This is a genomic window from Microbacterium sp. Soil_C_42 (assembly GCF_057656735.1).
Map to the genome: position 1 here is coordinate 241,707 of NZ_JBDGJU010000001.1, position 24,433 is coordinate 266,139.

General features: G+C 62.9%; 20 protein-coding genes and 1 tRNA gene. 12 read left to right on the top strand and 9 right to left on the bottom strand.

The genetic code is table 11. The annotated features are described in order from the left end of the window. Positions 1–18: 18 nt before the first annotated feature. Positions 19–90: transfer RNA gene (locus AC3A46_RS01085), tRNA-Arg, on the top strand. A gap of 208 nt (positions 91–298) precedes the next feature. On the opposite strand, the gene AC3A46_RS01090 is transcribed toward AC3A46_RS01085, so the two are convergent. Beyond that, a complete protein-coding gene (locus tag AC3A46_RS01090) occupies positions 299–1,429 on the bottom strand; it encodes a tyrosine-type recombinase/integrase (protein ID WP_487663399.1) in 1,131 nt (376 codons plus the stop codon). A gap of 454 nt (positions 1,430–1,883) precedes the next feature. Here AC3A46_RS01090 and AC3A46_RS01095 point away from each other — a divergent pair, with 454 nt between their 5' ends. Genes AC3A46_RS01095 through AC3A46_RS01110 form a run of 4 tightly spaced genes read left to right on the top strand, consistent with a single transcriptional unit; the run spans position 1,884 to position 8,872 of the window. Beyond that, a complete protein-coding gene (locus AC3A46_RS01095; RefSeq protein ID WP_487663400.1) occupies positions 1,884–4,604 on the top strand; it encodes a DNA methyltransferase in 2,721 nt (906 codons plus the stop codon). Beyond that, positions 4,601–6,589 (top strand): DEAD/DEAH box helicase, encoded by a 1,989-nt coding sequence (locus AC3A46_RS01100; RefSeq protein WP_487663401.1) that lies wholly within the window; start codon positions 4,601–4,603, stop codon positions 6,587–6,589. The genes AC3A46_RS01095 and AC3A46_RS01100 overlap by 4 nt, the downstream gene beginning before the upstream one ends. Next, a complete protein-coding gene (locus tag AC3A46_RS01105) occupies positions 6,586–7,794 on the top strand; it encodes a GIY-YIG nuclease family protein (RefSeq protein WP_487663402.1) in 1,209 nt (402 codons plus the stop codon). The genes AC3A46_RS01100 and AC3A46_RS01105 overlap by 4 nt, the downstream gene beginning before the upstream one ends. Beyond that, positions 7,784–8,872, top strand: coding sequence for a hypothetical protein (locus AC3A46_RS01110; RefSeq protein WP_487663403.1), 1,089 nt, complete (start codon positions 7,784–7,786; stop codon positions 8,870–8,872). The genes AC3A46_RS01105 and AC3A46_RS01110 overlap by 11 nt, the downstream gene beginning before the upstream one ends. A gap of 24 nt (positions 8,873–8,896) precedes the next feature. On the opposite strand, the gene AC3A46_RS01115 is transcribed toward AC3A46_RS01110, so the two are convergent. Continuing rightward, a complete protein-coding gene (locus AC3A46_RS01115; protein WP_487663404.1) occupies positions 8,897–9,352 on the bottom strand; it encodes a helix-turn-helix domain-containing protein in 456 nt (151 codons plus the stop codon). 476 nt (positions 9,353–9,828) lie between these two features. Beyond that, entirely contained in the window at positions 9,829–10,662 is an 834-nt protein-coding gene (locus AC3A46_RS01120; RefSeq protein WP_487663405.1) for a hypothetical protein, read from the bottom strand. 181 nt (positions 10,663–10,843) lie between these two features. On the opposite strand from AC3A46_RS01120, the gene AC3A46_RS01125 reads away from it, so the two are divergent. Beyond that, entirely contained in the window at positions 10,844–10,978 is a 135-nt protein-coding gene (locus AC3A46_RS01125; RefSeq protein ID WP_487663406.1) for a hypothetical protein, read from the top strand. Positions 10,979–11,121: 143 nt separating this feature from the next. Here AC3A46_RS01125 and AC3A46_RS01130 read toward each other — a convergent pair whose 3' ends face one another. Next, complete coding sequence (locus AC3A46_RS01130) at positions 11,122–11,856, bottom strand: hypothetical protein (protein ID WP_487663407.1); 735 nt, start codon at positions 11,854–11,856, stop codon at positions 11,122–11,124. Between the two features lie 733 nt (positions 11,857–12,589). Here AC3A46_RS01130 and AC3A46_RS01135 point away from each other — a divergent pair. Beyond that, complete coding sequence (locus tag AC3A46_RS01135; protein WP_487663408.1) at positions 12,590–15,331, top strand: AAA family ATPase; 2,742 nt, start codon at positions 12,590–12,592, stop codon at positions 15,329–15,331. A gap of 569 nt (positions 15,332–15,900) precedes the next feature. Here the strand turns inward: AC3A46_RS01135 and AC3A46_RS01140 are convergent. Both AC3A46_RS01140 and AC3A46_RS01145 read right to left on the bottom strand, forming a co-directional pair. Then, positions 15,901–16,242 (bottom strand): hypothetical protein, encoded by a 342-nt coding sequence (locus AC3A46_RS01140; RefSeq protein WP_487663409.1) that lies wholly within the window; start codon positions 16,240–16,242, stop codon positions 15,901–15,903. Between the two features lie 3 nt (positions 16,243–16,245). Beyond that, positions 16,246–16,710: a prevent-host-death protein gene (locus tag AC3A46_RS01145; RefSeq protein WP_487663410.1), complete on the bottom strand. Its 465-nt coding sequence runs from the start codon at positions 16,708–16,710 to the stop codon at positions 16,246–16,248. Positions 16,711–16,860: 150 nt separating this feature from the next. On the opposite strand from AC3A46_RS01145, the gene AC3A46_RS01150 reads away from it, so the two are divergent. The 4 genes from AC3A46_RS01150 (at position 16,861) to AC3A46_RS01165 (ending at position 20,990) form a co-directional block, all read left to right on the top strand. Further along, on the top strand, positions 16,861–17,469 hold the full coding sequence (locus AC3A46_RS01150; RefSeq protein WP_487663411.1) for a hypothetical protein: 609 nt from the start codon (positions 16,861–16,863) through the stop codon (positions 17,467–17,469). A 38-nt stretch (positions 17,470–17,507) separates the two neighbouring features. Beyond that, positions 17,508–18,269 (top strand): DUF805 domain-containing protein, encoded by a 762-nt coding sequence (locus AC3A46_RS01155; RefSeq protein WP_487663412.1) that lies wholly within the window; start codon positions 17,508–17,510, stop codon positions 18,267–18,269. 247 nt (positions 18,270–18,516) lie between these two features. Continuing rightward, positions 18,517–19,800, top strand: coding sequence for an RES family NAD+ phosphorylase (locus AC3A46_RS01160; protein WP_487663413.1), 1,284 nt, complete (start codon positions 18,517–18,519; stop codon positions 19,798–19,800). A gap of 383 nt (positions 19,801–20,183) precedes the next feature. Next, entirely contained in the window at positions 20,184–20,990 is an 807-nt protein-coding gene (locus AC3A46_RS01165; protein WP_487663414.1) for a nuclease-related domain-containing protein, read from the top strand. Between the two features lie 134 nt (positions 20,991–21,124). Here the strand turns inward: AC3A46_RS01165 and AC3A46_RS01170 are convergent, their stop codons facing one another. From AC3A46_RS01170 to AC3A46_RS01180, 3 genes are all read right to left on the bottom strand, one after another. Continuing rightward, positions 21,125–21,292 carry a DNA-binding protein gene (locus AC3A46_RS01170; protein WP_487663415.1) on the bottom strand — a complete coding sequence of 56 codons (168 nt, stop codon included), beginning with the start codon at positions 21,290–21,292 and terminating at the stop codon, positions 21,125–21,127. Between the two features lie 123 nt (positions 21,293–21,415). Next, on the bottom strand, positions 21,416–22,738 hold the full coding sequence (locus AC3A46_RS01175) for a hypothetical protein (RefSeq protein ID WP_487663416.1): 1,323 nt from the start codon (positions 22,736–22,738) through the stop codon (positions 21,416–21,418). A gap of 354 nt (positions 22,739–23,092) precedes the next feature. Continuing rightward, positions 23,093–23,272, bottom strand: a complete 180-nt coding sequence (locus AC3A46_RS01180; RefSeq protein WP_487663417.1) for a MerR family transcriptional regulator — start codon at positions 23,270–23,272, stop codon at positions 23,093–23,095. A gap of 119 nt (positions 23,273–23,391) precedes the next feature. Here AC3A46_RS01180 and AC3A46_RS01185 point away from each other — a divergent pair, with 119 nt between their 5' ends. Continuing rightward, entirely contained in the window at positions 23,392–24,036 is a 645-nt protein-coding gene (locus AC3A46_RS01185) for a hypothetical protein (protein ID WP_487663418.1), read from the top strand. The last annotated feature ends 397 nt before the right edge of the window (positions 24,037–24,433 follow it).

Here is a 24,433-nt window from a genome sequence, read left to right on the forward strand (position 1 = left end):
GGTAGACTCGTCGGGCCAGCCTCTGTAGCTCAATGGAAGAGCAGTTCCGTCCTAAGGAAACGGTTGGGGGTTCGAGTCCCTCCAGGGGCACAGTCTCTTTTTACCTCTGAACAGGTATTTCTTCTGTGGTCAGACCACTCAGAATGCGTTTTTGCCCGCTTTTTGCCCGCATTTTCAAAATTTCGGCAGGCCGAAAACGACGTGTGCAACGGCCTGCAGACGACGTCTGAGAGCGCCGAAATCGAGCGTTTCGGTCGAAATCTGCCTCGTCGAAAAACTGAGCAATCTGCTCTCTGGGTCACTGGGGTCGGGCGTAGCGGGTCTGCGGACCCGAGGGCAGCGCCACGAGCGGCATCTGGTCGTTCAGTCGGGTCGCGACGGCATCCAGATCGTCGTCGAAGAGATCGGCGTAGGTGTCCAGTGTCATCGCCGCCGACGCGTGCCCGAGCATGCGCTGCACCGCCTTCACGTTCGCGCCCGAACTGATCGCGAGGGACGCGGCGGTGTGCCGAAGGTCGTGTGGAGTGAGTCGAGGGATCGATGGATCGAACTCCTGCGCACGCCGGACCGCGTTCGCGAACCAGCCCTTGCTGCCCGAGTTGCGCATGTGATTGACGCCGTCGCCGAACAGCAGCCCCTCGGGCCCCTTGTCGGCGCACGCCTGCTCGATCATCGGCGCGAGCCGCTCCGGGTACGGGACCGATCGCTTCTCGTGCGTCTTGGGCGTGCCGACGTGGATCTCGTACGCGATCATCACCGCGTTCTCCTCGATGACGAATCGCCGGCGCAGCTTGTTCACGCTGCGCACCCGCAGCCCCGTCGCCTCGCCCCAGCGGAGTCCTGTGTAGGCGAGCGTCAGCACGAGCGTCGGATACGCGGAGCACGCCGCCAGCGTCGCGACCTGGTCGTGCGTGAGGTAGACGCGCCGCTTGCCAGGCCCACGTCGAGGAAGACTACGCACGTGACGGGCCGGGTTGCTCGCGAGGCGCCGATCGTCGATCGCGACGTCGAGGATGCCGGCAAGTACTCCCAGGGCGCGAATCACGACGGTCCGTGACTTCTGCGTCGCGAGGTCGGAGACCCAGTCCTGGACTTCAGAGCGACGGATCGACGAGATCTCTCTGTCGGCCCACACCGGCGCGACGTGGTTCTTCCACGCGCGCTCGAGCGTCATGTAGTACGAGGGCTTCGACATCGGCGGCTGCTTGGATCGCAGCCAGCTGTCGGCGAACATCCGAACCGGAACTCGCGACGTGGACGGGTCGATGTACTCCCCCTTCGACTTCGACACCGTGACCATCGAGAGGTACAGCTTCGCTTCGCGCATCGTCGTGAAGCCGCGCTTCTCGGCCTCAGTGCGATCGGGCTTGCGATACCGCACGCGGTAGCGGCGGCCCTTCGCCGATTCGTAGGGCGTGATGCTACCCATCTCGACCTCCGCTCGTGCCGGCTCGATGGTCAGTATCGGGCCAGTGTCGGACACTGGTCGGGCGCCGTCAACGTGGCCGATGAAAGATGTGGATAGATGACGGAAGACGTCGTCAACTGGGGTTGAGTCGAGGGGCAGCTCCCTCCGACCCCGAGAGTGTAGCGATCGGTTGTCGGCCGCGCCTCCGTTCTCGCCGCTCACGCCTTGCAGACTCCGCGCCGGCGCGCGTCACTTAGCATCCGTTCGACGACGAGCACTGCGCCGCGTCCGATCGCTGGGCGGCTGATTGTCGAAGTAGGGCACCGGCTTGGCGTGTTTATGCGCCATGGCAACTTGCTGGCGGCGCCATCGATACGCTGGGGCGAGGGATGCCGGGCCGGTCTCCAGGGCCACACCCGCCCCGTAGGAGTGCCTCGATCACGGCGAGTTGGCAAACTCAAGAAAGGGAGGCTTGATGGCGAGGCTGAACCTTAAGGCCGTCGAGGAGCGCGTCGCGCCGCTGGCCGGTCGCGAGACCTATGACCGCGAGTTCGTCTTCGACCTTCTGCTCGCCTATGGGAAGCCCCAAAGCAGCATCACGCGCCTCCGCAACGGCGACCTCAACGTAGCTGCAGACCCCTCGAGGGAGGTCGCTCAGAAGAAGGTCGTCTACTTCAAAGCGACCAGTGGCGACCCCCTTGAGGCGCTCGAGAAGCTGAAGGCCTCACCCGACGTTGTGCGCTTCAGCACGCGGTTCGTGATCGTTACCGACTACGTCGAGCTGGTCGCGCATGACACTCAGACCGGCGAGATCATCGGTTTCCCCATCCGCGAGATCGACCAACATTTCACGTTCTTCCTGCCGTGGGCCGGGATGGAAAAGGCGCAATACGTCGCCGAGGCGCACGCTGACGTCAAGGCGGCCGAGCGTATGGGCAAGCTCTTCGATGAGCTGCTGCACGCTAACCCGCGATTCCTGGACGACTCGCGCGGCCGTCACGCCCTCAACATCTTCTTCACGCGTCTGCTGTTCTGTTACTTCGCCGAGGACACCGGAATATTCGCCGAGAACCAGTTCACGAACGCCGTCGCTTCGCTCACGCTCGACGACGGCTCGGACATGGAGCCGTTCCTTCGCAGCTTATTCGCCGCGCTAGACACCCCGCGGGTCGAGGATAAGCCGAAGCACCTCGCTGCATTCCCCTACGTGAATGGTCGCCTGTTCACCAGCTCGCCCGAGTATGTTGTCCCGACTTTCACGAAGAAGGCGCGCCAGGAGCTTATCGACGCCGGCAAGCTCATCTGGCGAGAGATCAACCCCGATATCTTCGGCTCCATGTTCCAGGCGATTGTCACGCCGGGCAAGCGCAGCGATCTCGGCCAGCACTACACGTCGGTGCCGAACATCTTGAAGACAATTGAGCCGCTGTTCCTGAACGCACTGAAGGACGAGCTCGATGAAGCCTTCGACAGCGAGCGCCGGCTCGCCCGCCTACTCGAACGGATCAGTGCAATCAAGGTATTCGATCCGGCGTGTGGCTCCGGCAACTTCCTGGTCATCGCCTACAAGGAGCTTCGCAAGCTCGAACACGCAATCCTCGAGCGGCTGAGTGAACTTCGCGGAGACCACCAAGGTCAGTTGCTGGGCTCACGAATCAACGTCGAGAACTTTTTCGGCATCGAGATCGACCATTTCGCGGTCGAGGTAGCGATCCTGTCGCTGTGGATCGCCAAGCATCAGATGAACGTCGAGTTCCGTGAGAAGTTCGGCATCGACCTCCCGCTGATCCCGCTGAAAGAGACTGGGCAGGTGGTGCGGGGGAATGCGACGCGTATGGAATGGAATTCGGTTTGCCCGAACGACGGCCACGCGGAGATCTATCTCATCGGGAATCCACCTTATAAAGGTGGGAAGTCTACTTCCAAAGAGATGAAGCTGGATTACCCGCACGCCTTTGGGCCACGTGCGTACTCGAAGGACCTTGACTACATCTCACTTTGGTTTATCAAGGGTGCCGACTACATCCGCGACAGTCGTGCCGAGCTTGCCTTTGTGTCGACTAATTCAGTGACCCAAGGTGAGCAAGTCGGGCTTCTCTTCCCGATGATCTTTTCGATGGGGATCGAGATAGGCTATGCCTACACGACCTTCAAGTGGGAAAACAACGCAAAGCGTAATGCTGGCGTATCCGTCGTTGTGATCAACCTTCGGGTAGCCTCATCTGGGCCGAAGTATATATTCACTGACGGGCTTCAAATCGAAGCCTCGAATATCAACGGATACCTCGCCGACGCGCCCACGGTGTTCATCTATCGCCGGACGACCCCGCTCACGACATGGCTGCCGCGCATGGTATTAGGTTCTATGCCGAAAGACGGTGGATTCCTGATACTTGAAGAGGCGGAGAGGGCCGCTCTCCTCCTCGAGAATCCAGAGTCTGCTCGGTATCTTCGTCGGTACATCGGGTCCGCGGAGTTCTTGAATGACACGCCCCGATATTGCATCTGGGTATCCGATAGCGAGCTTGCTGAAGCGAAGAGGATCGGACCGCTTGCGAAACGATTAGATTCGGTCACGCAGTGGCGCGCTGGTCGCGAGGAAGCAGGGGTTAAGTCATTCGCGGCGCATCCAAATCGCTTTAGGCAAAATGCATACAGACCCACCGAATCGATAATCGTTCCGCGGGTATCGTCTGAGAATCGACAGTACCTACCGGTGGGATATCTTGCCGAGACGACTGTGATCTCGGATGCTGCGAACGCGGCGTACGACGCCGAACCGTGGATGTTTTCCCTGCTCACGTCACGAATCCACAACGTTTGGTTGCGAGCTGTCTCCGGTCAGTTAGAGTCCCGCATTCGCTACGGCGCGTACATCGTCTACAACAACTTTCCGGTTCCGGCGCTGACCGATGCACTGAAGGAGAAGCTAACGCTTGCTGCCCTGCGGGTACTGGATGTCCGTGAGTATCACTGCGAGAAGACGCTCGCTGAGCTATACGACCCCGACAGGATGCCCGACGACCTGCGCGAGGCGCATGCCGCGGTGGATGCGCTGGTGGACTCGATCTACTCCAAGAGACCGTATACAACCGACGAGCAGCGCCTCTCTGACCTGTTCGCGCTGTACGAGCGTATGACCGCCGCGGAGGCCGCGAAGGCCCCGGCCAAGAAGACCCGGAGGGCCGCTAAGTGAACGCAATCAAGACGCCCATCAACATCGTAAACGTCACCTATGCCCAGACGAAGGCGTCGGTCAACACGGACGAGCTGGGCATGCGCGAGATGCAGCAGCGGGTCTTCGCCAAGCGCGATGCGCAGCATCTCCTGGTAAAGGCCCCGCCAGCCTCCGGCAAGTCCCGCGCGCTGATGTTCGTGGCGCTGGACAAGCTCTACAACCAGGGGCGCAAGAAGGTCATCGTGGCGGTGCCGGAGCGTTCGATCGGCGCGTCGTTCGCGCCAACGAGGCTGACGAATTTCGGCTTCTTCGCCGACTGGGAGATCAAGGACGAACACAACCTCTGCGACGCTGGATCTTCGGCCGGCAAGGTCGACGCGTTCATCAAGTTTCTCGAGGGCTCCGACGCGACGCTGGTGTGCACGCACGCCACGCTGCGTTTCGCATTCGACAAGCTGGCCGCCGAGGCGTTCGACGGCACAGTGCTGGCGATCGACGAGTTCCACCACGTCTCGGCCGACACCGAGTCGAGCCGCCTGGGCGCGCTGCTCCGCGACGTGATGAACGGCTCCGATGCGCACATCGTCGCGATGACAGGCTCGTACTTCCGCGGTGATTCGGTACCGGTGCTTTCGCCTGAAGACGAGGCGAAGTTCACCCCCGTAACCTTCAATTACTACGACCAACTCAACGGCTACGAACACCTGCGCTCGCTCGGCATCGGCCACCACTTCTATCAAGGCCGCTACACGGACGCGATCGGTGAAGTTCTCGACCTCGACAAGAAGACGATCGTGCACATCCCGAACGTCAACTCGGGCGAGTCCACCAAGGACAAGCTGGAGGAGGTTGGATACATCCTCGACGTCCTCGGGCACGTCGAAGGAGAAGCCGACCCCGAGACGGGCATCATCAGTGTGCGTCGAAAGGACAACAGTGAGCTTCTACGCGTCGCGGACCTCGTCGACGACACCGATCTGAAAAAGCGCGGCGACACTCTTCACTACCTGGCACACACAGCGTCCAGAGACCGCGACGCCGTCGACATCATCATCGCCCTTGGCATGGCGAAGGAGGGCTTCGACTGGCCCTTCGCAGAGCACGCGCTCACCGTCGGCTACCGGGCATCACTCACCGAGGTCATCCAGATCATCGGGCGTGTTACTCGCGATTCCGAAGGCAAGTCCCACGCTCAGTTCACGAACCTCATCGCCGAGCCGGATGCCTCTCAGGGCGAGGTCAAGGTGTCGGTGAACAACATGCTCAAGGCGATCACCGCTTCGCTGCTCATGGAGCAGGTGCTGGCGCAGAACTTCCAGTTCAAGACGAAGAAGTTCGATGACGACGACGCAAAGAAGCCCGGCGAGCTAAAAGTCAAGGGCTTCAAGGAGCCGTCGACAGCTCGGGTGAAGCAGATCGTCGAGACGGACCTGAACGATCTGAAGGCCACCATCCTGCAGGACGACACCTTCGCGAAGGCAGCGGCCGGCTCGGTGGACCCCGAGACGACCAACAAGGTGCTGATTCCGAAGATCATCCGTGAGAAGTACCCGGACCTGACGGAGGCAGAGATCGAGGAGGTTCGCCAGCAGGTCGTGGTGGACTCCGTCGTCAAGACCGGCGAGGTGCGCGAGGTCGGTGACAAGCGCTTCATCAAGCTCGCCGAGAAGTTCGTAAACATCGACGAGCTCAGCATCAACCTCATCGACTCGGTGAACCCCTTCCAGCGAGCGTTTGAAATCATGTCCAAGTCGGTCACACCCTCGGTACTGAAGATCATTCAGGACCAGATCGCGGCGACGAGGATCGAGTTCACTGAACAGGAGGCACTGGCGCTATTCCCGAAGATCCAGAACTGGGTCAGAGTCAACGGACGCCGACCAGACGTACGCGCCGAAGAACCGAACGAGAAGCACCTCGCGGCGGCATTGCTCTTCCTGCAAAAGCTCAAGCAGCAGCGAGAGGCTGAGAAGCGCGCAACCGAGATGATGACTGACCTATGAGCACGAACGATGCCATCGGTCCGATCGACTTCGTTCTCACGGACTTCCAGGCGGTTCTCGACGCCGATGTCGACGGCCTGCTCGATGCACCGGAGAAGGCTCAGAAGGTCACGTCGTCCCATCGCCTCGAGCGGGCGTTCCTCGAGATCGTGGAGTTCTACCGGGTACACGGCCGGGTGCCGAGTTCGTCGACCCAGGAGATCGCGGAGCGCAAGCTTGGCGCCAGGCTCGATGGCTTGCGGGCCAGCGACGAGCGAGCGGCTGCCGTCAAGCACCTGGACGAATTCGGACTACTGGAGGCGCCCGAAGCACCGGCATCGATCGACGAGCTTCTCGAAGGTGACGGGCTTGACGACCTTCTTGGCGAAGACGGCGGCATTCTCGACGTCTCGGATCTCCCGGTCGTCAAGCGTCCGGAGTCCCCGGACTCGGTTGCCCAGCGCATAAAGTCCGAGGACTTCGAGCTCTACGAGCCGCTGTTCAAGGCGAAGCATGAAGAATTGGCCGCTGGCACATTCCAGCTGATGCCGTTCACCGGCTTGGACCTCATCCGTGAAGGTGTCTTCTTCGTCCTGAACGGTGTCATGTGCTTCGTCGCCGAGGTCGGCGAAGATGTGGACCTCGTCGTTGGCGGCAAACCCAGACAGAAGCAACGGCTGAAGGTCGTGTTCGAGAACGGTACCGAGTCAGCGATGTACAAGCAGAGCCTGATGACGCGCATGTACGAGGCCCAGGGCCAGGTCGTCGCGCGCACCGGACACGACGTCGGCGACATCCTCGATGCGGACGTTGAAAGCGGTCACATCTACGTGTTGGAGTCGCTGAGCACCGATCCACTGGTCGCGAACATGACAGACCTGCACAAGATCGGCTTCTCGACCACGAGCGTTGAGCAGCGCATCAAGAACGCGGAGAAGTCACCGACGTACCTCATGGCACCGGTCAAGGTACTGGCGGATTACAGGCTCTACAACATCAAGGCCTCGTGGCTGGAGCATCTGGTGCACAGAGTCTTCGCCGAGGTCCGCCTCGACCTCACACAGGTCGATAAGACGGGGCGTGACTACGACCCGTCGGAATGGTTCGTGGTGCCGCTTGCGACCATCAACAAGGCCATCGCCATGATCATGTCCGGTGAGATCACACGTTACGTCTACGACAAGGCGCAGCAGGACCTAGTTGAACGGAGCAGTAATGGCGGTTGAGATGGGCCTCTGGCGCGCAGAGGGCGGCAGACTCAATCGGATCGTTCCGACCTCAATCGGCTTGGAGTCGCAACTCGAGAGCTACATCGAGTCCGATCCATCAATGCTCGGGGAGGTGTTGCTAATCATCGGACGTCAGGTGCCAACCGCCTTCGGTGGATTCATCGACCTCCTCGCTCTCGACGAGACCGCCGCAGTACACGTCATCGAGCTGAAGCGCGACAAGACTCCGCGCGACGTCACGGCCCAAGCGCTCGACTACGGCTCCTGGGTAGCAGGGCTCGGGCGAGCCGACATCCAGGCGATCTTCGAGGCCTACAAGCCTGGCATTGCACTGGAGGAGGCGTTCGCCGAGTGCTTCAATGAGACGCTGCCGGAAGAGGTCAATAGCTCGCAGACCCTCACGATCGTGGCCGCGAACGTCGATGCGGCCACCGAGCGGATCGTACGGTTCCTTAACGAGGGCTTTGCGGTACCGATCAACGTCATCTTCTTCCGTCACTTCGAGGATAACGGTGCGAAGTACCTGGCCCGCACCTGGCTCGTCGAGCACGAAGGCCAGCAGGCTGCGACGAGCGCGCCAGGTCGTCAAACCAAGACCCGTGAGCCCTGGAACGGCAGCGACTGGTACGTCTCGTTCGGCGAGGACAGCGGCATACGCCAGTGGGCAGACGGGCTCAAGTACGGCTTCATATCAGGTGGCGGCGGGAAGTGGTTCTCCCAGACACTCAAGAACCTGCCGATCGGTGCTCGAGTCTTCGTCCACATCCCGAAGGCCGGCTACGTCGGTGTCGGCACTGTCATCGGCGAAGCTCAGCGATTCGACCAGACCATGGTCGAGGTCGGCGGCGTCGCCACCCTTCTGAACACGCTGCCGCTTGAGGGCACTTACCGTCACGATGGCGATGTGGCGGACGAGAAGGCCGAATGGGCTGTCCCTATCGCCTGGACGCGCGCAGTCCCCCGTGCGGAGGCCGTATGGCGAAACGGCATGTTCGCGAACCAGAACACTGCCGCGAAGCTACGTCAGAAGTTCACGATCGAACAGGTGACCGAGGCATTCGGCCTTGACGACTGAAGGAGACCGCATGTACTCCCACGATCAGGAAGTGGCTGAGTAATGCGGGCCGAAGTTCGACACCGAACGGAGGTATGCCACGACAGCGTCCCGCTCGATGCTCCCGTTGGGACGAACGTCTAGCCCGAGTCCGGGCAGCCTTGCGACGTCGACGCGCAGCACATCGGCCACAGCACTCTTGGAGAGGTGTTCTGGCAGATGGACGAGCGCGCCCCCGACGTCACCACTAAACTCCGGCGCAGGATCGACAACGAGGCGTAGGTCGGACTTCATCGCACGCGCATCTGCGGCAGCGAAGCCGCGCAGGTCGATCCGTGCGATCAGCCATCTCCCGGACACCTTGTACGCACCAATCTCATGCTTCCGTGCAAGCGCCACAACAGTCGCCTCAGTCCGGTTCAAAAAGCGAGCGACTTCACTCGCCGACATGAGCGTCGGTCGCGTCGCCCAGAACACATCGGCTGCGGCGGTGGCGGACATGACTAGATCCTTCCAGAACGCAGCATCAACGATGATCGTTCGCCGAAGCCTGTTATCGCTGGGTTAGCGCGGACCCTTCCCGGATGTGACAAACGCTCCAATGTCATTGTCAGCCCGGGGCTACGGAAACTGAGCAACTGCAGCGACAGCAAGAGCGCCAGTTCGCTTCCGTCGATGAGTACTATCCCTATCCCTAGCGTCGACGTTCGCGAGCCGGTCGAGTATCGGGGGCCGATGCGCAGAGCGTTGATCGCGTGCGGGGATGGGCGCGATCGATTGCGGGTACCGTCGCGCGCGGAGGCGGGTAAGGGACGGCCAGCGCACAATCGACTCGCGTCGTGGTCTACGAGACGCGAACTTGGTGCCGACACTCCATCTCGGATGGCGGTGCGGGTCGCGCCCGGAGCCAATCTCCTCGAACGGGTTCGATAGAGTCCGAGTCCGTTTGCGTGGGACATTCGGGTGCCCATAACGCCTTAGGCGGCTGGTTCGTCCACTTCAGGGTCGTCGTCCACCTCGCGCAAGACGACCACGTCGTGGACCGTCCCGTCGCCCGGCTCGCTGGGCTTCGTCAGCTCCAGCGACGCAAGGTGCTTCTTCAGTCGCATAGACATCGGGAGGAATGTCGCGAGCGTCAGCGCACCGGACGCGACACCGCCCAGCACGGGCAGGATCTTCGCAACGCCTCCAGCGAAGACCTGCTTCGTCATCCGAATCCCGAGATAGCCAGCGACCGTCTTCACGATCGGATAGATGGCACCCTTCGTCAGAGCCATCTGCGGCAGCTTCTTGAGCGCCTGCTTCGACAGGAGTTCGGCGACCTTCGCGAGGCCGGCATTGGCGGCACTCGCCCCAAACATCACCCCGATGAAAATCGTCAGGATGCCCATGGTGGCATCGTCAGGTTCTTCATCGTCGTCAGAGAAGAGATCGGGCCAGCTGTACAGGTACGCGAGCTTCTGAGCGATCCGGATGACGTGGGCGAAGTACTGTGTGATGTCGGCCGGGATGGTTGCCATAACCGCCCAGCCGCCGGGCATACCCGTAGCCGTCGAGAGAGTCGTGACCTTACTCGTCTCCCAGCGAATCGAGTCGTCAGCGGCTTTGCCGAGCACGTCGAGCGAGATCCCAGCCACTGCGGGAGACTGCTCGATCGCTGCGCTGATCTGCTCCGCCGAGCAGTACCTCGCCAGCGCCTTCGAGAGATATGCCGCTCGATCGATCCGCACGCCAGGCATCTTTGCCGCCGCGACCATCACCCCGGCGAAACGCGATTCCGGGTCCGCGATCTTGTTGCCACCTTTAGCCATTCACGCAACCTATCGGATGGTGCCGACACGCGTCACGGTTGATTCTGAGCTTCTGCTGCGTGTCTCGACGGAAGGATCAGCGGGAGCCCTATTGATGTCGGGAAGCGGAATGGAACGCCCGGTTGGCCCACCTACTGGATCGGCCCAACCGAGTAGCCGCGTAGCTGTCGACACGTACGCCGTGAACGGCACGGCAATGGACCACACGGAGCTGCCGGAACTTGACCCGATCTGGGCTCCTGACCCGCAATTCCCGAAAGACGCAAAGATCAACATCAGCCCAGTCATCGAGCGCGGCGTCGCACTCTGCGGCTGAAGGTGCGTCCGCGAGTCAGTCCGTCGGCGTGCGGTATCCCGCGACGGATGTATTGGCCGACAAGCCGATCCACTCGCGACGGGCTGCCCTAGCACATCGATCGGTGTAGCCGGAACCTAGCTTCGGCCGCAGCTGTGTCTCATCTACGAAATCCATCCGATGACTGTTGGGTACAGCGAACTGAGTGCGACGAGGAACAAGAAGACCGCGACGAAGATGGATCCGCGAACGGGCGCTGGCGTCAGCACGCGGACGAGGCGCTCCGTCGCGGGGATGGCGGCGAGGCGCGGCATCGGCTCCTGATCGGTGTCGTCTAGCCAGATTCGGTCGCGGAGCGGCAACGCTGCGCGCGACCGTTCCGAAGTAAGTGCGCGAACAGCGGCACGCCCGAAGCTTGCGTGATCGACAGAGAAACAGAGCCATGCGCTCTTCACGACAACACCCACCAACGCGATGAGCGAAACGGACACCACGATCAGCGCCAAGAACCCGTAGAAGTACTGATTTGCCGACGACGCCGTGCCGACGCGGTCGAGGTCGAACGCCAGGAGAGTCGCCATGTACGCGCCTAAGGCGAACGTGGCTCCGGTCCAGATGAGGCGCCCTGCCCATCTACCCGTGCCAGCGAGCGCCGAACTGGGCCGTCCAGCCCTCACCGGCATGCGGGAGGCGATCCAGACCACCAGTACGACCGGAGGTGCCGCGGCGAGCACGCCGGCGAAGGAGACGAGATCCGGCGGTGGCAGGCTCGGTAGCGGAGAGAGCATCACGGCCAGAACACCAGCGCCAACGAGCACGAGGTAGAAGCAATACCACAGCGCAGCGTTTTGCAAGTGATCACGGATGCCTTTAGCTGATGCGCTCCTGAATGCCGCCATGACACAACAATGTCGAACACCGCCGACAATCGCGGTTCCACAGGCGTCGCTGAGCGCCCGGTCGCGTTTCTCGTGAGAGGGCTTGCCCCGGTGGGCGGCAAATGTTGCGCTCTCCTGAACTAGAGGGTGTTCGGCTGAGTACCACGGCGTACAACCGTCATGACCACTCTGACGCCTGGCCAATGGATCGCACTCGGGAGCCTGATGTTGACCTTCCTCACATTGCAGGGTCAATGACGATCGCGATCGATGAACGGTCGTTGCAGGGGGTGAACGTGTACCGACCGCCGACGGGCAGGAGGCTCTTCGCCGTGACTGGGGCGCCCACCCCGGTACGGCCACCAAGACCAGGGCGGACCACGAGGCCGCACGTCCTCGGTCCCGCAGCGTGCACGTACGGGCGACCAGATCGACCCCGTATCGTCTGGTGGCCGAACACGTCCGCGAAGCCGGCGCGATTGTCTCGGCCGATCGGGCGCCTCTATCGACGACTCCGGACGGCGCTGATCACACGAGCGATTAGGGACGAGTAGACGTCGACGAAGGAGACGAAGCCGACGATGACTACGACGACGACGACGACGACGACGACGACGAGATAACCAGCGAGAACCAACAGCGATGCACGCAGGCACCCTGGGTGAGTGACACCGTTTAGAAGCACTCCCCTACACGCACCTGCACGCCGGAAAAATCCCTGGATAATAGGCAAAATGCGTCCTATCCTGACGGCATGCGCGGAGGCCTCGAACGATGGAAGCGAGGTGCCGAATCCAGAGGGGTTCGGCAGGCGATCTCCTACGCGCTCGAGGGCACGTGCGATGCTCACCGGCAGCACTCCCCCGGCGTTGACGCGCTCGAAGCGTACAGTGGCGCATCCGGTTCGACCGTCTCACGGTTCATCGTCGAGAACGGCGTCATCACCTCCGACGAGCTGACCGCCGGCGGCCTTCGTGTCTGGCTCACCGGACACGACCCGGTGACCGGAGAGGAGCGCGGCCATCAGCGGCTGAGCCCCGACGCCGATCTGCTGCTCGACGGAACGCTCAACCACCCGAAGTCGTACAGCATCGCCGCGCTGGTGCATCCCGAACTCGCCGCCGAGTTCGAGGCGCTCCAGGACCGGCTGCGTGACCGCATCCTGCTCACGTGGCAGACCGAGCTCAACGCGCGGCGCGGGCACGGAGGACTCATCCGCGAGGAGATCACCCGCATCGAGGTCGTCGAGTTGCAGCATCGGCGCTCGCGCGCGCTCGACCCGCACATCCACCGTCACCTGTGGCTCAACATCAAGGTGCTAGGCGCGGACGGCAAGTGGTCGAACCTCGACTCGCGCGTCGCGATGAAACTCCACACCGTCGTCAACGCGGAGGGCGAGCTCGCCGCCCGCACGGATCCCGCCTGGATCGCCGCGCTCGCACGGCACGGTTACACGCTCGGCGAGACGGGCGAGATCGCCGAACTCGCCGGCGCCGTCCGACCCTTCTCGCGTCGGTCGGCGCAAATCGAAGGCAACCGCGCGCGCCTGATCGCGGAGTGGTCGGCGGCGCATGGAGGGTCTGTGCCGAGCGTGGAGGTGCTGCAGCAGATTGATCGGCGCGCGTGGGCGGTGTCGCGTCCGAACAAGCCGGCAGATCTCGACGAGGCGTCTTGGGAGGCGCGCGTCCACGACGAGATCGCAGCAATCGATCCGAATGTGACCACCCCGCGCGTGCCTGTTCCAGTCGCTGCGACAGACCCGCATGTCATCGACCTGGATCTGCTCGCTGCACAGGCCGTCGTCGACGCGGACGAACGGTCCACCTCATGCGGCGGGAGGTTCAGCATCTTTGACATCCGCGCGGGGGCAATACGCGCGCTCTCGCGCACGGGAGTCGTTGCGGAGCGCGACCAGCTCGACTGCGTCATCGCCGAGATCACCGAGCGTTCCACGGGCGCCGTCTACCGGCTCGTTGCCGATGATCCACCGGCGCATGTGAAGGCGTTCATGGCGACCGAGACAGTACGCGCCAAGGTGCGTCTTGCCGGTCGCCTGGACGTGCTCGCCCAACCGGGCCGCTCGCTCCTACCCAGGGAGTTGCATCGGTTCGCTGCGCACGAGGATCTCTCGGCACTGGATGGGTCACAGCGCGTTGCAGCGTGCGCCGTCGCCGGCACGGACGGGCTCGTGACGGTGACCGGTCCCGCCGGCGCGGGCAAGACGACGATGCTGCGCGCTGCGTTCGCAGCGCTCACACCGCAGCGGCGGCGGATGCTCGTTGTTGCTCCCACGCGAAAAGCGGCGTCGGTGGCGTCTCGCGAGGTCGGGGCCGCGGCATCCAGTATTCATGCCCTTCTCTTGGACCACGGCTACCGATGGGCCACCGACGAGACCGGCGCGACGGTGTGGACCAGGCTTCGCGTGGGAGAAGTCGATCCCAGCACGGGCGCCGCATACGGCGGACCAGCCCAGTACGTGTTGCGTTCTCGCGATCGGATCGTGGTCGACGAAGCCGGCATGGTCGACCTGCAGACTGCGAACGTCCTCGTCGACCTCGCGATCGAGCAGGGTGTCGGGCTGGCGTTTGTGGGTGACACGCATCAGGCGTTGCCGGTCGGGCATGCGGGGGCGATGGGCTCTGCGATCCGACACGCGAATGCCGCGATCGAGCTAGACACGGTGCACCGGTTCCGCGATCCCGACTACGCGGCGCTCACGCTGCGGCTCAGGGATGCGGGTGATCGCGAGCGTGCTCTGGTGGTTGCGGGCGAGCTTGCCGAACACGGTCACGTCGACCGGGTAGAACATCACGACGCGGCGCGAGAGCGGATGATCGACGCCTACTTCGACTGGCACGCACGCGGCAAGCGGGTGACGCTGGTATCTGGCACGAATGCTGAGGCGGATGCGATCAACGACGCCATCCAGCAGCGGCGGGTCGATCGGGGCGAGCTCGACGTCCGCATCGCCACGTGGGGAATCGGGCAGCAGCGCGTCCTCGTCGGCGACACCGTGCAGACCCGTCGCAACGACCGGCTCACGGGAGTCGAGAATCGCGCGCAGTGGATTGTGCGCGGCATCCGCGACGAGTACGTGTCTCTCGTCTCCGTGAGCGACAGCGGCGAAGTGGCGCGCGTGTCCACCGAGTACGCGCGCGAGCACCTGCAACTCGCCTACGCGTCCACCGTGCACGGAGTGCAGGGCGACACCGCCGACGCGTCAGTGGTCGGGCCGGATGTCGATGCAGCGGGACTCTACGTGGGCCTCACGCGCGGGCGGGTGCACAATGTCGCAATCGTCATCGCGCGGACGGATGCTGTGGCCCGCGAGCGTCTCGCCGAGTCGATGCAGCGCGGCACTCCGGAGCTGACGATGCAGGATGCTGTGCGCGCGGCCCAGGCCGAGATGCGGCGCGCGGCGAGGAACCGTGAGGCGGCCATCGCCATGGGGCCGGTGGTTGCGGCGTCGAGTGCGGGACGCGGCATGGGGATGTAGATGTAGAGGCGCCCGATCGGAGGGCGCTTAGCGAGAGGGTTCGGGCGGGCCCTACGGTCGCTGTGAGCGGGGCACAGCTTGGCTGATGGAATCTCCTCGCCTATTTGCTCTGAGGTCCCGCAGCGGTTCGAGATCGCGGCGACCTCGGCAACCGTCGACTTCACGACCGGTCGGTGCGGTTCCTCGAGTGCCCGCAAGCGCCCCACGATCGCGAACATCGCCATCGCGAGGGAACTCGCTGGCTGGTGCTGGTCGCTGGCGGTCATCGACACCTGACCCCGAGCTGCTTCGCGAACCCGACAGCCAGTGGCAGCGCGAGGGGCGACCCGCAATACAACTATGAGCAGCCAGCCCCGAGCTGGTGACGCTCGTTCCTAGACACGCGGTCCCGCTCCTGCCGAAGAACCGTCCTGCGGTAACCAACCCGCGAATATCAGACTGACCGCGCGTCCAGAAGACGCGCTCCCGACCTCCGATCCGCGAAGCAAGAGGGGCCGCCCGGGAACTACCCGGGCGGCCCCTCGCTATGCCCTCTTGACAGAGCACGCCTATATATCAGAGTGTGACGGCTACTTGGTCTCGTTCGGGTGCTGGGTGTGGACGTCTTCCAAGTAGACCACCTGGTCGATGACGAAGAACCAGATCCGCGCGTCGCCCTGCCTGGTCGGCTTGTGCTGCCAGCGGGTGTGCTGCTTGCCCCCGTAGGTGACCGTGCCGAGCTCGCCTCTCAGCGGGTGGTTCAAAGGCCCCTCGACCAACGGCGTGCGCGTCAGGAAGTCCCAGCTGTCGACGAGCGCGTTGCGCGTCGTGGCCTTCAGGTCCGTCCAGCCCTTCTCTGCCTGCCGCGATGCGAAGACGATGTCGTACTCGATCTTCTTGGTCGGCCGTTCGACCTTGTCTCTCCGCGCCACGGCTCAGGGACGCTCGACCGCAACCGGCTCGTCGAGCCACTCGACGGGCGACGACCCCAGGCCGGCAGCAAGGGCGACCGCGGTCTCCCGCCAAGCCGTCATCTCGGCGATCGCCCGGTGCGACTGGCCGGTCGCGAACGAGGCCCGCGCTGAGTCCAGCAGATCCTTGGCACAGGTGCGTCGATCCTCCTCGCTGAGCGCGAGCATCCAGGGGAAGCGGTCTGACATCCGCTCGGCGAGGGAGCCCTTGTCGTCGGTAGCCACAGCGATGAGTTGCGCGGCGATCTGCAGCAACTGGTCCCGCGCGGCTGCCTCCCGCTTGGTCATCAGCACCATGTCCTCGCCGTCGCGGCGCGTCACGTCAACCGGGTTCTCCTCGGCGGCCGCGAACACGCGCGGCGCACGGCGGCTCAAATCCGAGGATGGGAACGTCCGGGAGGACGACTGGGGGGCAGCGGCGGTAAGCATGCCCCCATCCTACTTCAGAATATGTTCTGAAGTCACCGAGCAGCGGAGAGTTCCGCCGACGTATTTCTGCGAAGCTGACACGACGGCGGCCACATCATGCTCAGACGTTAGCGAGCAGCGCCGACTGACCAACCGGTGCGCCGAGCCGCGATGTCGGTGCCCGTCGATATGGTGATCGAGGCCAAGCGGGCCACCGAAAGGACTGGGGCATTGACCGACGAAACGACCGCGAGACAGCCTAACGACGGGGTCACACCCGCGAAGAAGTGGGACCCGAGCACCGACCCTGACGGGTATACGCAGGATGACATCAACCCCAAGGACTGGTACTTCGATACAGTTCTCGATTTCATCCTCGGGTTCAACGACGAGCACGACGGCAATGCACTGGGGCTCACCGTTCAGTCCAACGGCGCAACTGTCTCGGGTCTCGCAATCACTCGCGCCGACTGGATCGCCGGAATCGTCGACCAATACACGCAGGCCGGAGCTGGCGAAACCGCCAAGTACATCGGGCAGGTGTTCCAGACGATGAACTCGAAGGTGCGCGAGAAGGCCAAGGAGCGTGACGACGCCGACCTGCCGACCGCTGCTCGCGGGTTCCTCCACATGAAGGACGTTCGGATCGGCCACGGTGACCAGTACACGCAGCTCCCGCTTTGGCGGGGCAAGCTCTCCGACATCACCGGGTGGTCGCTCGGGTCCTGGAACCCGCCGCGCTCGGCGGAGGAACCGAGCGAAGAATGGGGCGTCGAGTGAGGTCCGGTTGCTCAGCTGTCGGTCGTTAGTGTGAGCCCATGGTTTTGGGGATTCTTGAAGCAGCGGCGAATAGCCGTGGTGGCGGAGATGCGGGGTTGGTGTGGACTATCGTCGCCGCTGTCGTCGGAGCGCTCGCGTTAGTTGGAGTGGTCTACGCAGTCGTTGGGTACTATCGCGACCACCCGAAGCGCCAACTTGAGTACACGCTCACCAGTCGGCGCTTGGTGCAGACTACCCCGAAGGCGAAACTCGAAATCAAGGTCGGTGGGATCGAGGTTCCAGACCCATACTTTGTCGAGTTCCGGCTTCTGTCGAATAGCCGCGCTGACATCCCTAGCAGCTACTTTGATGGCGGACGGAAGCTGACATTCCACGTGGAGCCCGGCGGTGCTCTGCCGCTTGAAGTCACCTCTGAGGGGATCGTGACCGGGAATGGCAACAGCGACGGCTGGAAGAGCGCCGAGTTCCACCTCCCCGCGCAACTCATCCGCAAGCGGGCCTTCATGAACCTCGACTTCATCTCGAACGGAGAGCCTCAGGTAAAGGTGGACTCGCCCCTAATCGACGTGTCTGTGGTCAACGTTACGAAGCGTCCGAGCAGTCGTGATGTCTTCTGGGCCTGGTTCTTGGTCGCCCTCGTGGCCCTCATCCTCGCGTCCATCGTTGCGCCGCTTGCGACAGGCCAACCCAATGACCTGCCCGGTCTCTCGATAATCCTCGCAATCCTCTACGTGATCTTGCTGGCTGGGACTATTGCTCACCTCGTTTACCGGCTTCGGTGGCGCAAGCGGACAAAGTAGCGCGGGAATGTAGGAATCATTCCGCCTGCCTACTTCGCACGAATGGCCCCTGATTGAGCAACGATCCTCCGAGGCCTCCGATGGCCCGCTCCGGCGGGAACGCCCCATCGGGGTGCGGGTGCTCGCAGAAGGATCCCGCGGAGTAGGCAGCTCTGCGGTTCGATCGGCACACTGTCAGCACAAAGTTCCGCTATGAAGGGATATGCCTTGGTCGCGGGGGCCGAGTCGCTGGCGGAAGGACTCACCATTGGACCACCACTTCGATCCCGAACTCGAGCAGATCCAAGGCGCGATGTGTCTGGCCCATGTTGTGGACCCCATACTCCGACAGCACCTCGACCACCTCGTGAGCGAGAGGGAATGCCGGCTCTGCGGCCGCAGAACCGGCGTGCGGGCTCGTCCGTTCGCTGTCCCTATCGACGCCGTAGCCGAGCGGATGTTTCGACTCGTGCTTGATTCCTGGATCGACGCGACAGACTATTCCGGGACCCAGGAGGCGCACATCGAGGACAGTCGGTTGGTGCTGTACGAGAGCGTTGGATCCACGATCGAGGCCGCGTTCGAGGAGGAGCTCCACGAACTCATCGCCCAGGCAATGTCTACGAATGAATGGGTGCGAAGTGGCGCAGACGAGTTTGGCTACCTGGACGCCGACGAGTGGGACTACACGTGGCAGGCCTTCGCGGAGACCGTGAAGACCCGGTCAAGGTTCGTACTTCTCTCTTCCCGATCCGAAGAACTCGGCCGGCCCGCTCCCCCTGAGCAACTCGCCTCATTTCTCACCATTCTGCTCCACTACATGGACGCCGAGGCGGGAATGGTGACCACTGTCCAGACGGGCCACGAGTTCTTCCGAGGTCGGATGACCGACGATGTCTTCTCATTGCTCAGGTCGGCCCGAGCGGCTCCCGCGAAGGAACTGGGCTCAGCGCCTTCCGAGAGGGCTGCGGTCAGCCGGATGAGCGGTAGAGGAATCTCAATGTTCTACGGCGCAGACACGAGTCCTCTGGCTCTTACTGAGATCGCCTCGCACAGCGTGTATGACCGAGCTGTCATCGGAAAGTTCCTCGCACTCAGACCGCTTCGGGTTCTGGATTTCACCCGAACTCCGACCTATCCCAGCCCTTTTGACGACACGGCCGACGAGCGACGGCACGCCCTCGGATTCATCCGAGACTTCGTACGGGCGATCACCAGCCCCATCCTGCTCGACGGGCGAGAACATCTCGAGTACTTGCCGACCCAGATAATCACGGAGTACTTGCGGTGGGCTCCAGACGAACGCATCGACGGAATCGCATACCCGCCAGCAGGCGATGACGAAGACGACCTGTTCTCCGGCAAGCCGAGCGCGAAGAACTACGCGCTCTTCTTCACCGGCGATGACATCGTGGATCTACCTCGGGTCGAAGCGCCACTGGCGAAGTGGGGACTTGGCCACGCGCCGTCACTCGGAATCGAATCGGGCTCCGTGCAAGGGCATCGAGTAACGCGCACCGTTTCCTCAACGCTAATCAGCTCGATTTGGTAGCCACGTTTGTCCATCACGCTGGACGACATCTGCCCGCTGATGGCCCCCACTCGACCGCTCAATTCGTGGCGGGCCGATGCAGCTGGCTCGACCACGTCCTCCCTGACATCACGAGCTGACACCACGCGAGAACGTACCCGCGACGCTCGTCGTCCGGGTACGGCCCGTGTACGGATTCGAGGTCCCGAGCTGGTGAGCCCATGGGAAGGTCGAGGAGATTGTCGCCCATGAGGATCCACATGGGAGGTTCATCGTCATCACGAATGCGCGCGGCGGCACCGAGCGCTATGCGATGGACGACCCGATGACGAGGGCGAACTTAGAAGCGCGCGGCTTCGACTGGCGATAGGGCTCTTTGGCGACCGGACTGGTACGTTCGCGTCGTGACGCTGGAACTGGGACCAGACGACAAACGCATGCGGCTGCGGTACACCGGAACATGCCGGCTCTGCACGCAGCCGATCTCCGCCGGCGAGGAAGCGGTCTACGAGCGCGGCTCGAAGACCGTCCGCTGTGTCGATTGCGCGGTCGAGGTTACGGCTGGGGACCGAGGCGAGGCGGGTGCGTCCGCGCGACGCGAGTACGAGCGCCGCCGAGACAACCGGGAACAGCGGATCCGTACCGACCACCCGAAGCTCGGCGGACTGATCCTCGCGCTCACCGGTGACCCGCAGAGGACGAAAGCCTGGGAACGCGGCGCCGTCGGTGAAGAGCTCCTGGCGCGGCGTCTCACCGACCTGCCCGACACCTTCCGTGTGCTGCATGACCGCCGCATCCGAGGCACCCGAGCGAACATCGACCACATTGTGATCGGCCCGACTGGGATCTGGGTAATCGACGCGAAGCGGTATGTGGGCAAGCGTCCCGCACTGCGGGAGGAGGGAGGCATCATCCGGCCGCGGGTCGAGTCTCTTCGTATCGGCGGACGGGACGGCACCAAGCTGGTGCAAGGAGTGCAGTCCCAGGTCGAACGAGTGACTGCGGCGCTCGGAGAAGCGGTGCCGCCGGTGACCGGCGTGCTGTGCTTTCTCGAAGCCGACTGGCCACTGATTGGCGGCTCCTTCAGCGTCGACGGTGTCCACGTTGTGTGGCCGCGCCTGCTGGTCCAGCGCATGATGGACGCGGCGCCGCAGCCCATCGATGTCGACCGCATACATACCCAGGTCGCCCACGCGTTGCCGAGGACATAGCGCGACCACCGGGGTGGAGCCAGCGCCTTGAGGAAAGTCCGACGAGGGAGCGACTCCCGCTCGTCGCGCGCTTGCGCATCACGCCGGCCTGTCGGCCGGTTACACGCGGCGAGCTCCGCCCGTCGGCACCGCTATCAGATGTCGACGCCGAAGGCGCAGCAGCGGAACGCGGGGATCATCCGGCGCGGGCCGAGTTGAACGGTGGGGATTGTCCCGCTTTCGATGCCGAGCTTGATCGTGCGGTAGTCGACGCCGACGAGCTTCGCGGCATCCTCTATTTCGGTGCCAGACAGTCCGGTCACCGGTTCATGGTCCCGCGCTTCTGAAACCAGTGTCACTCTCCCTTCGTCGCCAGGTACCACCTTGGCTGCCAGGTGACACTCGCGCACTCCGGTGCCTGTTCTGAGAGGCTTCGCTTTCGGACCCTAAAGTACTGAGCTGCTACCGATGATGACTGCTTCCGAAACGAACCGGATCAACGGGATCTCGCGACGAAGCGCGTGGTCGTCTTTAAACGGTGTGTAACGGGACTTGTCGCCATCCTTGCGATGAACGAGGGCATTCCTAGTCTTATAGATGCGTTGAGCAAGGCGCTTGTAGCGCTCATCGTGCGGTGACCTGAGGTCGACGGTGTCTCCGGATGAAAAACCGACCGGTGTGTGCGCGTAGTACTCAAGCAACGAAGCATCGAACGTCGATATCGAGTCGGCGAGCGACGCTAGGTCTACGTACTTCTCGAGAGTCAGCTGGAGAGCCGTGGCCTCGTTGATCACTACGCTCTCGTCTCTCGCACGAAGAGACTTGCTCACAGTACGGATGACGCCGCGGATGTCCTTCTTTCGCCTCGCTGAGAAGTCTGGCGAAGTAATGGCGAGCTGGACGCGAGTTGCCACATCGTCGAGAAAGACGTCTTCGAACCAATGCTCAGCGACGTGATAGAAGGACAAGTACGACAGCATAGGGCTCTCAGAGCCTAGCGCCACTTGATAGCTGCGAACTATCTCGGGGATATACGTCCGCCGCGGCGCATCAAGCTCGTCTGTCATAGTGCGCCGCAGTCTCTGAATCCGACTCGAGCGGGACAATTCTGTCGCGGACTGTCGCGGGGTGAGTGCCAGGTCGAGGTTGAAACCAAGGTGGAAGAAGAGGGACTCCGAAAGAACGCGCCAGTCGGCTTCGCTTCGCTTCTTCGTGCTCTCGATGCGCAACGTCGAAAGCCGGACCCAATCGGCGATTAAGACGAACGGATCAACAATTTCTGCCTGACCGGAAGGTGACCGACCATAGCGCCATAGCGATGGCATCATCGGTCGATCTCGCCTTGGGATGTCAGTCATCAACTTTGCACACGCGATGCTGAAGGCAGTGCTGGGTCGCCCAAGCCGATAGAGGAGCCCTTCCGCGGCATTTTCAAGGATCAGGTCGTCGCGCGCCCGCAAAGGCCTTCCGAGAGAGGATTCGTCCACGGCGACCTCGAACGTCGTGTCTGTGATGAATGCCAGCCCGAGTGACTCAGATGACCGAAGTCGTTCAATCTCAGCGAGCACCTTCAGAACGTCGGTCCGCGACTTCTTCTCCAAGACCAGATCTGCTGATGGTCCAGGTTGCCTACCTCGAAACTCGACTTCATCGCCGTTCAAGCTCACCTCGAGGCGAAAGACATCGCCGAGGACGCGGGAGAGAGCACCGATCTCGTCAGGCTCCACGTCATCGGTCGAGTCGACGTCCCCGATCACATCACCACTCATCTGCTCACCATATCGGCGCGCAGCGCGCCGATATGGGACTACAGAAACCTACTCGTGAACGCGACGCCGCTCGTTGTCTGGCCGCGCGGGAGAGGCGTGCATCAGTCGCAGATGCGAGCGCGACGCGGGCGCCTTCAGTTGGTGGCTCTGAGCCATCCACCGCACCGGCGGGGTTGGCAACGTGCGATCCGGCTCGCGTGGGTTTCACTTGCGCAGACGAAGAGTCAGAACGGAGTTCCGCCCGAGACCCGAGCCTGGAATCAGGATGGAGCATCGAGCCGCGAACAACGGGTCAGGGGCAACGCGTCCTCAGCCTCGAAAGGCCAACCCGAAGCTCCAGCTATTAGCCACCGGTCAAGCGTCGACGCCGAAGGCCCGTAGCAGCGGGACGCGAGGGATCATCCGGCGCGGGCCGAGTTGGATCGTGGGGATGGTCCCATTCTCGATGCCGAGCTTGATCGTGCGGTAGTCGACGCCAACGAGCTTCGCGGCATCCTTCATCGTCAGAGCCAGGCAGTCCTGTGACCGGTTCATCGCCCTTCCTTCCTGTGAGCCAGCAGTGTCAGTCTCCCTTCGTGGCAAAGTACCACATCCGTGAGCCAAGATCGACAGTCTTCTTCGCGATTCTTCGATGACCTGGAATAGTGGGCTCCATGGCAGACGTCGAGACGTACGACTTCAGCGACGAGCGCATAGATCTCGGCAGCGGGGTGACGCTTCCGAAGTCCTGGCGCGCGCGCGTGTCGGGTGAGCAGGACGTGCCCGGCACGATTACTGTCCGCGTGGAGTGGGATGACAGGCTCGGACGCACCGCCGTCGTCTTCGCTGCCCTCGAGCGCGAAGCAGAGGGCGTAGACATCACCAGCCAGGTGCTCCGCGAGGTGCGAACGCACTGGATCATGACGAGGTCAGCTCTCGATGTCGTCACCGTCGACGTCGGCCCTGAGGATGGCGGCGAACGCGACCGCATTCCGGTGCGCGAGTTTCTCAGTCGTGTGCGGGCGCAGGAGGAGCGCGAGCCCTTGGAGTCCCTCCATGCCGCGATCTCTGTCTATCGCGTCGCCACGGCAATCAGCTATCCGCCGCTCAAGCTCGTCGCCGACACACTGCAGATCAGTCAGAGCACCGCGACGCGCCTCATGAGTCGCGCGCGCGACTCGGGCCTGGCGCCGGAGGTCCGGATCCAGGAGCCGCGGCGGGCGCCGGCGGTCGACCCATACAACCCGGGCCAGGCATTCGACCCTGCGGCGCCACACCGCGGGTCAGCTCAGCCCGGCGGACCGTCGATCGGACGATGAGCAGCCAGTCGGTGCTACCGCAGGGAGATCCGATCAGGGTTATCGACCCTATGGCGCGGTTTGAGCAGATTGCTCAACATTGCGGTCTCTAGCGCTTTGCTGCTTCGCAATGTGCTCATTTGACATTTCTTGCCACTGAGCGAGTTCCGAGGCCGGGACGCCTTGCGCCACGGGGTGTCGAGCAGCTCTGATTTTTCGGGGTTTTCTGCCCGCGTTTTGCCCGCAAACCGTTTCCCACGACGTGTATTGGACGGTCGCGCGATGTCGCTGGCAATCACGGGGATCCGCGTAATTCCACGGTTCTTGCCAGTTTGCGTCGGATTGAGCATTATGCTCAGTCGTGTTCGAGTCCCTCCAGGGTACTTGTATTGCTTTACGCTGTCTGACCTGGGATTTC

What these genes read in the sequence shown, in the direction of transcription:
- AC3A46_RS01090 (WP_487663399.1), bottom strand. Translation starts at nt 1,429, where the DNA reads ATGGGTAGCATCACGCCCTACGAATCGGCGAAGGGCCGCCGCTACCGC.
- AC3A46_RS01095 (WP_487663400.1), top strand. Translation starts at nt 1,884, where the DNA reads ATGGCGAGGCTGAACCTTAAGGCCGTCGAGGAGCGCGTCGCGCCGCTG.
- AC3A46_RS01105 (WP_487663402.1), top strand. Translation starts at nt 6,586, where the DNA reads ATGAGCACGAACGATGCCATCGGTCCGATCGACTTCGTTCTCACGGAC.
- AC3A46_RS01110 (WP_487663403.1), top strand. Translation starts at nt 7,784, where the DNA reads ATGGCGGTTGAGATGGGCCTCTGGCGCGCAGAGGGCGGCAGACTCAAT.
- AC3A46_RS01115 (WP_487663404.1), bottom strand. Translation starts at nt 9,352, where the DNA reads ATGTCCGCCACCGCCGCAGCCGATGTGTTCTGGGCGACGCGACCGACG.
- AC3A46_RS01120 (WP_487663405.1), bottom strand. Translation starts at nt 10,662, where the DNA reads ATGGCTAAAGGTGGCAACAAGATCGCGGACCCGGAATCGCGTTTCGCC.
- AC3A46_RS01130 (WP_487663407.1), bottom strand. Translation starts at nt 11,856, where the DNA reads ATGGCGGCATTCAGGAGCGCATCAGCTAAAGGCATCCGTGATCACTTG.
- AC3A46_RS01135 (WP_487663408.1), top strand. Translation starts at nt 12,590, where the DNA reads ATGCGCGGAGGCCTCGAACGATGGAAGCGAGGTGCCGAATCCAGAGGG.
- AC3A46_RS01145 (WP_487663410.1), bottom strand. Translation starts at nt 16,710, where the DNA reads ATGCTTACCGCCGCTGCCCCCCAGTCGTCCTCCCGGACGTTCCCATCC.
- AC3A46_RS01150 (WP_487663411.1), top strand. Translation starts at nt 16,861, where the DNA reads ATGTCGGTGCCCGTCGATATGGTGATCGAGGCCAAGCGGGCCACCGAA.
- AC3A46_RS01155 (WP_487663412.1), top strand. Translation starts at nt 17,508, where the DNA reads ATGGTTTTGGGGATTCTTGAAGCAGCGGCGAATAGCCGTGGTGGCGGA.
- AC3A46_RS01175 (WP_487663416.1), bottom strand. Translation starts at nt 22,738, where the DNA reads ATGAGTGGTGATGTGATCGGGGACGTCGACTCGACCGATGACGTGGAG.
- AC3A46_RS01180 (WP_487663417.1), bottom strand. Translation starts at nt 23,272, where the DNA reads ATGAACCGGTCACAGGACTGCCTGGCTCTGACGATGAAGGATGCCGCG.
- AC3A46_RS01185 (WP_487663418.1), top strand. Translation starts at nt 23,392, where the DNA reads ATGGCAGACGTCGAGACGTACGACTTCAGCGACGAGCGCATAGATCTC.